Annotated in this window: 13 protein-coding genes; all 13 read left to right on the forward strand. The window is 66.0% G+C overall.

What is annotated here, in order from left to right:
- The first annotated feature begins 68 nt into the window (after nucleotides 1-68).
- On the forward strand, nucleotides 69-1,109 hold the full coding sequence (locus ACLV8F_RS20950) for an SDR family oxidoreductase (protein ID WP_411886135.1): 1,041 nt from the start codon (nucleotides 69-71) through the stop codon (nucleotides 1,107-1,109).
- 88 nt (nucleotides 1,110-1,197) lie between these two features.
- The gene (locus tag ACLV8F_RS20955) at nucleotides 1,198-1,881 is read left to right on the forward strand and encodes a TetR/AcrR family transcriptional regulator (protein WP_411886136.1); all 684 of its coding nucleotides are present in this window, start codon (nucleotides 1,198-1,200) and stop codon (nucleotides 1,879-1,881) included.
- 109 nt (nucleotides 1,882-1,990) lie between these two features.
- Nucleotides 1,991-2,530: a TRAP transporter small permease gene (locus ACLV8F_RS20960; RefSeq protein ID WP_411886137.1), complete on the forward strand. Its 540-nt coding sequence runs from the start codon at nucleotides 1,991-1,993 to the stop codon at nucleotides 2,528-2,530.
- 16 nt (nucleotides 2,531-2,546) lie between these two features.
- The gene (locus tag ACLV8F_RS20965; protein ID WP_411886138.1) at nucleotides 2,547-3,827 is read left to right on the forward strand and encodes a TRAP transporter large permease subunit; all 1,281 of its coding nucleotides are present in this window, start codon (nucleotides 2,547-2,549) and stop codon (nucleotides 3,825-3,827) included.
- Between the two features lie 261 nt (nucleotides 3,828-4,088).
- Nucleotides 4,089-5,096 (forward strand): TRAP transporter substrate-binding protein, encoded by a 1,008-nt coding sequence (locus ACLV8F_RS20970; RefSeq protein ID WP_411886139.1) that lies wholly within the window; start codon nucleotides 4,089-4,091, stop codon nucleotides 5,094-5,096.
- 125 nt (nucleotides 5,097-5,221) lie between these two features.
- Nucleotides 5,222-6,055: a shikimate dehydrogenase family protein gene (locus ACLV8F_RS20975; protein WP_411886140.1), complete on the forward strand. Its 834-nt coding sequence runs from the start codon at nucleotides 5,222-5,224 to the stop codon at nucleotides 6,053-6,055.
- A gap of 34 nt (nucleotides 6,056-6,089) precedes the next feature.
- Entirely contained in the window at nucleotides 6,090-7,004 is a 915-nt protein-coding gene (locus tag ACLV8F_RS20980; protein ID WP_411886141.1) for a 4-hydroxyphenylpyruvate dioxygenase, read from the forward strand.
- 8 nt (nucleotides 7,005-7,012) lie between these two features.
- On the forward strand, nucleotides 7,013-7,906 hold the full coding sequence (locus ACLV8F_RS20985; protein ID WP_411886142.1) for a sugar phosphate isomerase/epimerase family protein: 894 nt from the start codon (nucleotides 7,013-7,015) through the stop codon (nucleotides 7,904-7,906).
- Between the two features lie 136 nt (nucleotides 7,907-8,042).
- The gene (gene pcaB, locus ACLV8F_RS20990) at nucleotides 8,043-9,263 is read left to right on the forward strand and encodes a 3-carboxy-cis,cis-muconate cycloisomerase (protein ID WP_411886143.1); all 1,221 of its coding nucleotides are present in this window, start codon (nucleotides 8,043-8,045) and stop codon (nucleotides 9,261-9,263) included.
- Nucleotides 9,264-9,273: 10 nt separating this feature from the next.
- Nucleotides 9,274-9,687, forward strand: a complete 414-nt coding sequence (locus ACLV8F_RS20995) for a carboxymuconolactone decarboxylase family protein (RefSeq protein WP_411886144.1) — start codon at nucleotides 9,274-9,276, stop codon at nucleotides 9,685-9,687.
- On the forward strand, nucleotides 9,684-10,469 hold the full coding sequence (locus ACLV8F_RS21000) for an alpha/beta fold hydrolase (protein WP_411886145.1): 786 nt from the start codon (nucleotides 9,684-9,686) through the stop codon (nucleotides 10,467-10,469). The genes ACLV8F_RS20995 and ACLV8F_RS21000 overlap by 4 nt, the downstream gene beginning before the upstream one ends.
- Before the next feature lie 62 nt (nucleotides 10,470-10,531).
- Nucleotides 10,532-10,981, forward strand: a complete 450-nt coding sequence (aroQ, locus tag ACLV8F_RS21005) for a type II 3-dehydroquinate dehydratase (RefSeq protein ID WP_411886146.1) — start codon at nucleotides 10,532-10,534, stop codon at nucleotides 10,979-10,981.
- A gap of 27 nt (nucleotides 10,982-11,008) precedes the next feature.
- On the forward strand, nucleotides 11,009-11,422 hold the full coding sequence (gene arfB, locus ACLV8F_RS21010) for an alternative ribosome rescue aminoacyl-tRNA hydrolase ArfB (protein WP_411886147.1): 414 nt from the start codon (nucleotides 11,009-11,011) through the stop codon (nucleotides 11,420-11,422).
- Nucleotides 11,423-12,046: the final 624 nt, after the last annotated feature.

A 12,046-nucleotide genomic window follows, 5' to 3' on the forward strand; every position in this document is an offset into this window, starting at 1 on the left:
CCTACACCGTGGACGGTCCGGCGCGCACCCAATGGATGTTTTGACTCATCCACCTTTGAGGAAACGCCATGCCCAAAGCCAGCAGCAAACCAGCCTTCCGAACCTCCTCCGCTCGCCCCACCGCGCGCGGCGAGGCCGTCACCGCCAAACAGAAAAAAATCCAGCGCGAGCAGGACGGCAAGGACACGGCCAATCGCGCCAAGCGCGAGGCCTCCGCCGGCAAACCCAAAAAAGCCGTGCAGGCCGGCCAGCAGGACTATCCAGCGCCGCCGCTGCCCAAGCAGCACCTGCGCAAGCCCGGCCTGGAAGCGGAGATGGAACTCAAGCCGCAGTTCATGGCGCCCAATTACAAAGGCAGCGGCAAGCTTGAAGGCCTGACCGCGCTGGTCACCGGCGCCGATTCGGGCATTGGCCGGGCCGTCGCCGTGCTGTTTGCGCGCGAGGGCGCCGACGTGGCCGTGGCCTACCTGAGCTCGCACCAGGACGCGAAGGAAACCAAACGCTGCATCGAAGCCGAAGGCCGGCGCTGCGTGCTGATCGCGGGTGACGTGAAAGATGCGGCCTTCTGCCGGGGCGCGGTAAAAAAAGCCGTCAAGTCGCTCGGCAAGCTCGACATCCTGGTCAACAACGCCGCCTTCCAGGAACACGCCGAATCGATCGAAGACCTGACCGAAGAACGTTTTGACGAAACCCTGCGCACGAATGTGTACGGCTACTTCCACATGGCCAAGGCCGCGGTGCCGCATCTGAAGAAGGGCTCCTGCATCATCAACACCGGCTCGGTGACGGGGCTGGAGGGCAGCGCCAAACTGCTCGACTATTCCGCCACCAAGGGTGCCATCCACGCCTTCACCAAGGCGCTGGCCAGCAACCTGCTCGACAAGGGCATACGCGTAAATGCCGTCGCGCCCGGCCCGGTGTGGCCGCCGCTGAACCCGGCCGATGCACCGCCCGACATGATCCAGGACTTCGGCAAGAAGACCGACATGCGCCGGCCGGCGCAGCCCGAGGAGCTGTCGCCGGCTTATGTGTTCCTGGCCTCGCCGGTGTGTTCGAGCTACATCACCGGGATTGTTTTGCCTGTGACGGGGAGTGTGGGGGCGGGGTGATTCTGGCCGGCTGAGTCCTGGTTCTTGCGTCGGATGGCTGCGCGCTCGCGGTTCGCACAGCGAACCTTGCCGCCCTATACTCTCGAAAATGAACCAGGCAGTACATTCTGCGCAAACCGCAAAGCCGGCCGGCAAGCCGGCGCAACGCGACGGCGCCCGCACCAATGACCCGATGCGGACCATGGCCGGCATCCTCGAGGTGGCGACCACCGAATTCGCCAACAAGGGCTTGAGCGGCGCGCGCATCGACGAGATCGCCGCCGCGACCAGCACCAGCAAGCGGATGATCTATTACTACTTCGGCAGCAAACAAGGCCTGTACATCGCCGTGCTGGAGGAAGCCTACCGCCGCATGCGTGCCATCGAGGCCGAGCTGCACCTGGAAGACCTGCCGCCCGAGGACGCGCTGCGCCGCCTCGTCGGCTTCACCTTCGACCACCACCACGACAACCCCGACTACATCCGGCTGGTGATGACCGAGAACATGGAGCGCGGCGCCTACCTGGCCCAGAGCAAGAGCATCCAGGAACTCAACGTGCCGGCGATCCAGGCGATCCGCCGGCTCTACGATCGCGGTGTGGCTTCCGGAGAGTTTCGGCCCGGCCTGGACCCCATCGACATCCATGCCTCGATTTCGGCGCTGACGTTTTTTAATGTGTCGAACCAGCACACCTTCGGCCTGATCTTCAAGCGCGACGCGCAGTCGGCCCAAGCCATGGCGGCGCGCCGCGACAGCATCGTCGAGATGATGGTGCGTTTCGTCCGCGCCTGAGCCTGCATTTCCCTGCAGTGCCTGCTAGGGTAATTCCCGATTCGTAGAAACTAACTAGTTCGTACATTACGAATCGAGGCGCTCGCGGAGCGTCCGCGCAGGAGACAACGTGGTCCAGAAAATCATCAACAGCTACTGCCGGTTCCTGTGCTGGCTGATGGTGGCCAGCCTGGCCGTGATGGTGGTGCTGGTCTTCACCAACGTGGTTTTGCGCTATGCCTTCAACTCCGGCATCGCGGTGTCGGAAGAGCTGTCGCGCTGGCTGTTTGTCTGGCTCACTTTTCTGGGCGCCATCGTGGCGCTCAACGAAGGCGCGCACCTGGGCACCGACAGCCTGGTCTCGCGCCTGCCGCTCAAGGGCAAAAAAGCCTGCCTGCTGGTCGGCCACCTGCTGATGCTGTTCGTCTGCTGGCTGGTGTTCAAGGGGGCGCTGGAGCAGGTCAAGATCAACTGGGAGTCGAACAGCGCCGCCATGGAGGTGTCCATGGCCATCTTTTACGGCTGCGGCCTGGTGTTTGCCGTTTCGGGCGCCGTCATCCTGCTCCACAACCTGTGGCGGCTTGCGGCCGGCCAGATGGCCGAGCACGAACTGATCGGCATCCGGGAATCCGAAGAGGAGCCGGTCCAGGCTCCCAAACCTTTGCCTTGAGGCCGGGAAGCGCGCCATGACCATCATCGTCTTCCTCTCGTCTCTGCTGGCCAGCATGGCCCTGGGCATCCCGATTGCCTTTTCGCTGCTGCTCTGCGGCGCCGCGCTGATGTGGCACCTGAACATGTTCGACGCCCAGATCCTGGCGCAGAACGTCATCACCGGCGCGGACAGTTTCCCCCTGCTGGCCGTTCCCTTCTTCATGCTGGCCGGCGAGGTGATGAACACCGGCGGCCTGTCCAAACGCATCGTCGGTTTCGCCATGGCGCTGGTCGGTCACATCCGCGGCGGCCTCGGTTATGTGACGATCGTGGCGGCCTGCCTGCTGTCGGCGCTGTCCGGCTCGGCCGTGGCCGATGCGGCCGCCCTCACGGCGCTGCTGCTGCCCATGATGGTGAAAGCCGGCCACGACAAGGCGCGCAGCGGCGGCCTGATCGCCGCCTGCGGCGTGATCGGCCCCATCATCCCGCCGTCCATCGGCTTCGTGATCTTCGGCGTGGCCGGCAATGTGTCGATCAGCAAGCTGTTCCTCGCCGGCATCTTCCCGGGGCTGGTGCTGGGCGCCGGCCTCTGGGCCACCTGGTGGTGGCTGACGCGGCGCGAACAGATCGAAAGCCCGCCGCGCCGCACCCGCGCCGAAGTCTGGCTGGCCTTTCGCCAGGCCGGCTGGGCCTTGATGCTGCCGGTCATCATCCTGGTGGGCCTGCGCATGGGCATCTTCACGCCGACCGAAGCGGCCGTGGTGGCGGCGGTGTACGCGCTGTTCGTGTCGGGCGTGATCTACCGCGAACTCCGCATCGCGCAGCTTTACGAGGTGTTTCTCGGCGCGGCCAAAACCACCGCGGTGATCATGTTCCTCGTCGCCGCGGCCATGGTCTCGGCCTGGCTGATCACGGTGGCGCAGTTGCCCGGCCAGGTGGTGGCGCTGCTGCAGCCCTTGCTGGACAGCCCCACGCTGCTGTTGCTGGCGATGATGGTGCTGGTGATGATCGTCGGCACCGCGATGGACATGACGCCCACCATCCTGATCCTGACACCGGTGCTGATGCCGCTGGTCAAGGCGGCCGGCATAGACCCGGTGTATTTCGGCGTGCTGTTCATCATCAACAACTCCATCGGCCTGGTCACGCCTCCGGTGGGGACGGTGCTCAGCACCGTCGCCGGCGTGGGCCGCATGCGCATGGACGACGTGACGCGCGGCGTGTTGCCCTTCATGGCGGTGCAGTTCGCCCTGATGTTCCTGATGGTGCTGTTTCCCCAGATCATCATGTGGCCCGCGCGGCTGCTGTATGGCTAGGAGCCTGGGTGGCAGAAGGCATCGAAGCGAAAAGCGAGCCCAGCGAGGACAGTTTTTGCCGGATTTGCAGACCCATAGCCGTAGCTATGGGGCAAAAAGCAGGTGAAAAATGGACCGCTGCGCTCGCTTTGCAGCCGATGCTCCTTCTGCCACCCAGGCTCCTAGGCCCTGCTGACTTTCCCGGTTCAGGGCGTGCCTGGTACGCCGCGTCCTGCGCCCCGTGGTTTTGCGTACTTACAAGTTTTCCCAAGGAGACAAAAAATGAAACGTCTGATGATCAATACCCTGGTGGCGGCCGCCGCCCTGGCGGCCTTCGGCCTGGCTGCGGCGCAGGACATCAAGGAACACACGATCAAGTTCGCCCACCAGAACCCCAAGGGCCATCCCATCGTCATGGGCATGGAAAAGTTCGCCGAGATCGTCGCCGCCAAATCGGGCGGCAAGATCAAGGTCAACCTGTTTCCCGGCGGCGTGCTCGGCGGCGACGGCCCCAACGTCTCGGGCCTGCAGGGCGGCACCATCGAAATGGTGGTGCTGAACTCCGGCATCCTGGCCAGCCAGGTCAAGGAGTTCGCGGTGTATGACTTCCCCTTCCTGTTTGCCAACGCGAAGGAAGCCGATGCCGTCGTCGACGGCCCCTTCGGCAAGAAGCTGCACGACAAGCTGCAGGAAAAAGGCATCGTCGGCCTGGCCTACTGGGAATTGGGTTTTCGCAACATGACCAACAGCAAGCGCGCCATCAACAAGGTCGAAGACCTGGCCGGGCTGAAAATCCGCGTGATTCCCAATCCCATCAACCTCGACTGGGTCAAGGCGCTTGACGCCAACCCGACACCCATGGCCTTCCCCGAGGTGTATGCCGCCCTCGAATCGAAAGCGCTGGACGGCCAGGAAAACCCGCTCAACACCATCCTGGCCAACAGGTTCGCCGAGGTGCAGAAATACCTGACCCTGACCAACCACGTCTACAACCCCCAATCGGTGATCATCAGCAAGAAGTTCTGGGACACGCTGACCAACGACGAGAAGAAGCTGTTCTCCGACGCCGCCATCGAGGCCGGAAAGTTCCAGCGCCAGGCCGCGCGCGACGCCGCCGGCGCCACGCTGGATGCGCTCAGGAAGGCCGGCATGCAGGTGACCGAGCTGTCGCCCGCCGAAACCGCCAAGCTGCGCGAGAAGATGAAACCGGTGATCGCCAAATACTCCTCCGGCGTCGGCGATTCCACGGTCAATGAACTGACGGCCGAGCTGGCCAAACTGCGCAAGTAAGCAACGCGGCCCCGCGGGATGATCCCGCGGGGCCGCACGCCATCCACCCTGGTCCATTTTGTGATTTGCATGAACAGCAACCCGATCCTCATGTCCCCGAACGCGGCAGCCCGGCGGAGGCTGCCATGATCCGCGGCAGCACCACCCTGATCGCCCATCTCGGCTACCCGACCGAGGCCTTCAAGGCGCCGATGATCTACAACCCCTGGTTCGAGCAGGCGGGCATAGACGCGGTGGTCATGCCCATGGGCGTCAAGCCCGAGGACTATGCGCAGGTGCTGGGCAGCCTGTTCAAGCTGACCAACATCCGCGGCGCGCTGATCACCATGCCGCACAAGGTGAGCACCCTGGCCCTGCTCGACGCGTACACGCCGGCCGTCGAAATCGCCGGCGCCTGCAACGCCGTCCTGCGCCGCGCCGACGGCAGCCTGCTGGGCGACATGTTCGACGGCGCGGGCTTTGTGCGCGGCGTGCTGCGCAAGGGCCTGCCGCTGGCGGGCGCGCGGGTATTGGTGGTGGGCAGCGGCGGCGTGGGCTCGGCGATTGCCGCTTCGCTGGCCGCGGCCGGCGTCGCCGCCATGGGCTTGTACGACGTGCATCCGGCGTCCGCCGAAGCGCTGGGCGCGCGCCTGCGCAAACATTACCCGGCGCTGCAGGTCGCCATCGGCGGCAAGGACCCGGCCGGCTACGACCTGGTGGTCAACGCCACGCCGCTGGGCATGAACGAGGACGATCCGCTGCCGGTGGACGTGGAGCGCATGGCGCCGTCCACCTTTGCCGGCGAGGTGGTGATGAAAAAAGAGATGACGCCTTTCCTGCGCGCGGCCCAGGCGCGCGGCTGCCGGGTGCAGGTGGGCTCGGACATGCTGTTCGAGCAGATCCCGGCCTACCTGGAGTTTTTTGGCTTCGGCACGGCGACGCCCGACGCCCTGCGCGCCGTCGCCCGCCTCAGTTATTGACCGCTGCCTTGCCTGACCCTGACGGAGAAACCGCATGAACACCTCGAACCCGGCCGCGCTGGCCGACCGCGAATCCATCACCGAGCCGGCCAACCCCCTGGGGCTGGACGGCATCGAGTTCATCGAATACGCCACCTCAAAACCGCAGGCGCTGGGCCAGGTGCTGGAGATGATGGGGTTCCGCCCGGTGGCGCGGCACCGCTCGCGCGAGGTTCTGCTGTACCGGCAAGGCGCCATCCATGTGATCGTCAACGCCCATGCGCCGGCGCTGCCTGGCAGCGCGTCCGACAGCGCGCCCGACGGCAAGCCGGTGATTGCCGCCGTGGCCCTGCGCGTGCGCGATGCCGCGGCGGCCTACCGCCGCGCGCTGGACCGCGGCGCCTGGGCCGTGCCCTCCCGCGTGGAAGTGATGGAGCTCAACATCCCGGCGATCCACGGCGTCGGCACCAGCCGGATTTATTTTGTGGACCGCTACGACAAGTTCTCGATCTACGACGTGGACTTCGTGCCGATTCCCGGCGTGGACATGCATCCGCCGGCCGTCGCCGGCCTGCATTTTTTCGGGGTCGTGCAGTACATCGGCAACGACCGTGCCGAGGACTGGTCGGAGTTTTACCGCGAGCTGTTCGGCTTCAGTGAGCTGCCCGCAGAGCAGCGCTTCGGCATCCTGCCCAAGGGCCGGATCCTGCAGAGCCCATGCCCCGCGGCCGCGCGCTTTTACATCCAGCTGATTGAGCCCGAGGCCGGGGTGCTCGATGTGGAGGACGACGAAGGCCTGCAGCGTGTGGGCCTGGGCACGGCCGACGTGCTGGCGACCGTGGCCGAGCTCGGCAAACGCGGCGTGGAGTTCGTCGAATCGCGCGGCGTGCACACCGAGGACCGCGGCGCGCTGACGCGAAGCTGGCTGGGCGGCCTGAGCTTCGAGCTGGTGCACGACCAGCGCGCCTGAGGATTGCCATGAGCCACGACAGCGGAAACATCAACGATTTCGGGATGGACACCATCTCGCTGGCCGGCACGCTGGAGGCCAAGCTGCAGGCCGTGCGCGACGCCGGCTTCAGCCAGATCATGCTGGCCGCCAGGGACCTGGTGGGCCACCCCGGCGGGGTGGATGCCGCCGTGGCCGCGGTGCGTGCCAGCGGTTTGCGCGTGACCGGCTTCCAGGTCTTGCGCGACTTTGAGGGCCTGTCCGGCCACCTGCACGACTACAAGATCGACATTGCCAAGTCCATGCTGGCCATGTGCCACCAGCTCGGCTGCCGCCTGCTGCTGATCTGTTCATCGACCTCGGTGCACGCCAGCGGCGACAGCCAGGCGCTGGTGAAGGACTTGCGCAAGCTTGCCATGCTGGCGATCCCGATGAGCATCCGCATCGCCTACGAGGCGCTGTCCTGGGGCCGCACCGTCAACGAGTTTCCGCAGGCCTGGGAGCTGATCTGCCAGGCCGACATGCCCAACCTCGGGCTGGGCTTCGACTCCTTCCACATGTTTGCGACCAAGACGCCGCTTGACGAGCTGGACATACTGGATCCCCGGAAAATCTTCCTGGTGCAGCTGGCCGATTTCATGTGGACCGAAATCAAGTCGGTCGAGGAGCGCATCGCCACGGCCCGGCATTTCCGTGTGTTTCCCGGCGAAGGCGTGCACAGCGAGGCGCTGGCCGCGCTGGTGACGCGGCTGCACGGCCTGGGTTACCGCGGCGACTACAGTTTTGAGGTCTTCAACGACGACTACCAGCAGATGCCGCTGGCGACCGTGGCCGCGCGGGCGCACCGCTCGGCGCTGTGGCTGGGCGAGGATGTGCTGCGCCGCTCGGTGCCGCTGCCCAACCAGATCCGGCTCAAACGATAATAGCTTCGCGCTCCTCGCTTCGACCGGTTCTCCGTTCGTCCTGAGGTATCGAAGGACGCCCCCGGGAGCGCGCATTTTTTCCTGGGGCCGCCTCGCGCAAAAGCTTTTTCTACTGTTGATTGAAAAGACCCGACACATGAGCAGCATTTTTGAGGGCTTCCTGTCCACACCCGAGGTGCTGGACGCCTTCGGCGAGCGCAGCTTCCTGCAGGCCATGCTGGACTTCGAGGCCGCGCTGGCAAAAGCTCAGGCGCGCGCCGGGCTGATCCCGGAGGCTGCGGCCGCCGCCATCGCCGCCGGCTGCAAGGTCGAGCTGCTGGACACTGCCGCCATCGTGCGTGACAGCGCCCTGGCCGGCACGCTGGCCGTGCCGCTGACCAAAAGCCTCAAGGACATCGTCGGCCGCTCCAGCAAGGAAGCCGCCGCTTTTGTGCATTTCGGCTCCACCTCCCAGGATGTGATTGACACGGCGCTGGTGCTGGTGACGCGCCGCGCCTTGCGCCTGATTGAAGCCGACGTGCGGCAGGCCGCGACGGCGCTGCTGGCGCTGGCGCGGCAGCATGCGGCGGCCCCGGTGCTGGCCCGCACCCTGATGCAGCCGGCATCGGTCACCAGCTTCGGCCTGAAGTGCGCCGGCTGGGCCGCGCCGCTGGTGCGCAGCCTGCAGCGCATGGAGGTCGCGGCCGGCCGGGCCTTGCGTGTGCAACTGGGCGGCGCCGTGGGCACGCTGGCGCAGATGAAAGGCCGGGGGCCGCAGGTCGTCGCCTTCCTCGCGGCCGAGCTGGACTTGCGGGCGCCAGAGGCCGTCTGGCACACCCAGCGCGACGAGTGGCTGGCATTGGGTTGCGAGCTGGGCCTGCTGGCCGGCAGCCTCGGCAAGATGGCCAAGGACATCGCCCTGATGGGCCAGTACGAGGTCGGCGAGCTGGCCGAGCCTTCCGCGCCCGGCCGCGGCGGCTCGTCGGCCATGCCCCACAAGCGCAACCCGGTGGCCTGCATGGTGGCGCTGGCCGCCAGCGCGCGCGCGCCGCAGCGCGTGGCGGCGCTGCTGGCCGCGATGCCGCAGGAGCATGAGCGCGCGCTGGGCAACTGGCAGGCCGAACTCGCCGAGTGGCCGGGCCTGGTCGCGGCGGCGCACGGCTCGGCCCGCGCGATGGCGCAGGCACTGCCCGGCCTGCAGGTCAACACGCAGCGCATGCGCGTCAACATTGCATCCCTGCGCGCCGAGCTTCCCGCAGAGGCGGCCGACGAGTGGTTCAGCTTCGAACTCGCCGAACACGCCGCCGAACTGGCGCGGGCACAGGTCCAGAGCCAGACGGCGGCGCTCAATGCCCTCGGCCTCCCGCAACATCCATAAGGAAAACACCATGAGCACCAACGATTACGACAAGGGCATGGCCAACCGCCGCCGCGTGCTGGGCGACGCCTGGGTCGACAAATCCATCGCCAATAAAAACAGCTTCAACGGCGAGTTCCAGGATCTGATCACGCGCTATGCCTGGAATGAGGTCTGGGGCCGGCCGGCCCTGGGCGACAAGACGCGGCGCCTGATGGTGCTGTCGACCATGATCGCGCTCAAGGCTTATGAAGAATTTTCCATGCATGTGCGCGCCGCGCTCGACGGCCCGCCCGAGTCGCGGCTCACCCCCGACGAGATCAAGGAAGTGATTTTCCAGGCCGCCATCTACTGCGGCGTGCCCGCCGCCAACCATGCCTTTGCGCTGGCCGGCGACATCCTGCGCGAAAAAGGCCTGCTGCCCGCCGGGGAGAAACAGGCATGAAGCAGCCGCACCTGCATTGGACCCAGGAAGGGCAGGGGCCGGCCGTGGTGCTCAGCCACGCGCTGGGCTGCGACACGAGCATGTGGGACGGCGTGGCCGCCGCGCTCAAGGGCCGCTACACCGTGCTGCGCCACGACCACCGGGGCCACGGGAAATCGGAGGCGGTGCCCGGCCCTTACACCATCGATATGCTGGCCGACGACGTGGCCGGCCTGATCCGCGCGCACAGCGCCGGCCCGGTGCATTTTGTCGGCCTCAGCATGGGCGGCATGACCGCCCAGGCGCTGGCCGCGCGGCACCCGCAACTGCTCAACAGCATCACCATCGCCAATGCGGCCATGCACTATGACGACGCGGCGCGCGCCATGTGGGCGGCGCGCGTGAAGACCGTGCTGGAGCAGGGCGTGGCCGCCATTGCCGACGGCGCGATGCAGCGCTGGTTCACGCCTGAATTCCGCGCCGACGAAGCCGGCGGCGGCAAACAGCGCGTGGCGGCGCTGCGCCTGCAGCTGGAGAAGACCGACGCGGCCGCCTATGCCGCCAGCTGCGAAGCCGTGGCCAACATCGACTTTCGCGCCAGCAACGCAAGCATCCAGTGCCCCGCGCTGGTGATTGCCGGCACGCGCGACGAGGCAACGCCCGTCGCGATGTCCGAAGCCATCCACAAGAGCATCCCGGGCGCCCGGCTCAGCACCTTGCCCGCCGCGCACCTGAGTGCCGTGGAGCAGCCCGCTGCCTTTGCGGACTTGCTGGCGCGCTTCTTCGAAAGCCAGAGCCGATAATCACCGGCACAAGACCTCGCCACAAGCATCAGCCAACCTGAACACCTCGAAAGACCCGCTTCATGAAAACAGCCCTGGTCCTCAACGGTCCCAACCTCAACCTGCTGGGCACGCGCGAACCGGCCGTGTACGGCTCGCAGACGCTGGCCGACGTGGAGGCGCTGTGCGTCGATGCCTGCAAGGCCCACGGTTTCAAGCTCGACTTCCGCCAGAGCAACCACGAAGGCGCGCTGATCGACGCGATCCACGAAGCCGGCCGCGCCCAGGCCGCCGGCACGCTGGCCGGCGTGGTGCTCAATGCCGGCGCCTACACCCACACCAGCGTGGCCCTGCACGACGCCATCAAGGGCGCGGGCGTGACGCTGATCGAGCTGCACATCAGCAACGTGCACGCGCGCGAGGCCTTCCGCCACCACTCCTACATCTCGCCGGCCGCCAAGGCCGTCATGGCCGGCTTCGGCGTCAAGGGGTATGCCCTGGCCATCGCCGGCCTGGCCGAGCTGGCCGGCTGAAGCGCACGGGGCGCTGACAGACTGACCATGGCCGCGCCACCCAAATTCCCGGTCGATGAACGCGAGGTCGAGTTCAGCGCCATACGCGCGCAAGGCGCGGGCGGGCAAAACGTCAACAAGGTTTCCAGCGCGATTCACCTGCGCTTTGACATCCACGCTTCTTCATTGCCCGAGGTCATCAAGGAGCGCTTGCTGTGCCTGTCCGACAGCCGCATCACGCAGGAGGGTGTGCTGGTGCTCAAGGCGCAGCAGCACCGTACGCAAGAGATGAACCGTGCCGATGCCCTGGCGCGGCTGCAGGAGGTCGTCGACGGCGTATCGAGCCCGCCCAAGGCGCGGCGGGCTACCAAGCCGACCTATGGGTCGAAGCAACGGAGGCTGGAGGGGAAGAGTCAGCGCTCGGCGACCAAGGGGTTGAGAGGGCCGGTTCGGGATTCTTGAACTGGCCGTTCGGGCTTGGTCGGTTCTTGCTCCGGCCTTTGCGCTTTTTGCATAGGCTTGCTGGCCGGGAGTGGCCCGGCGGCCAGTAACTTTCTTTTGCTTCGCCAAAAGAAAGTCACCAAAGAAAAGGCGACCCTGGCTCCTGCGTCCCTTCGCTTCGCTACGGGCAACCTGCGGTGGCTCGAGCCAAGCGGGGTCTGGCTAAACTCGCTACGCTCAGACAACGCCAGCCCTGATCCGCTTGTCTCTGCGCTCCTCGGCGCATCCACAAGGGGCAATCGGGATCGGGAGCGGGGACAAAGACAAAAAACCAATACCAATACAAACAAGGACTCGCCGTGGCGAGTCCTTGTGGTTTTCTGTATTCGGTATTTTTCTTCGGCTGTTTGGTATTTCGGTTCCCACCCCTTGTGGATGCGCCGAGGAGCGCAGGGCCAGACGGATCAGGGCAAAAACTTGTTTGAGCGAAGCGAGTTGTTTTTGACCCCGGCTGGACCGAGCACCGCAGGTTGCCCCGGAGCGAAGCGCAGGGGACGCAGGAGCCAGGGTCGCCTTTCTTTTGGGTACTTTTCTTTGGCGAAGCAAAGAAAAGTGCCTCGCCCGCCGGGGCGAGACCCGGCCAGC

Source organism: Polaromonas sp. YR568 (assembly GCF_943369675.1).
Lineage (GTDB): Bacteria > Pseudomonadota > Gammaproteobacteria > Burkholderiales > Burkholderiaceae_C > Polaromonas.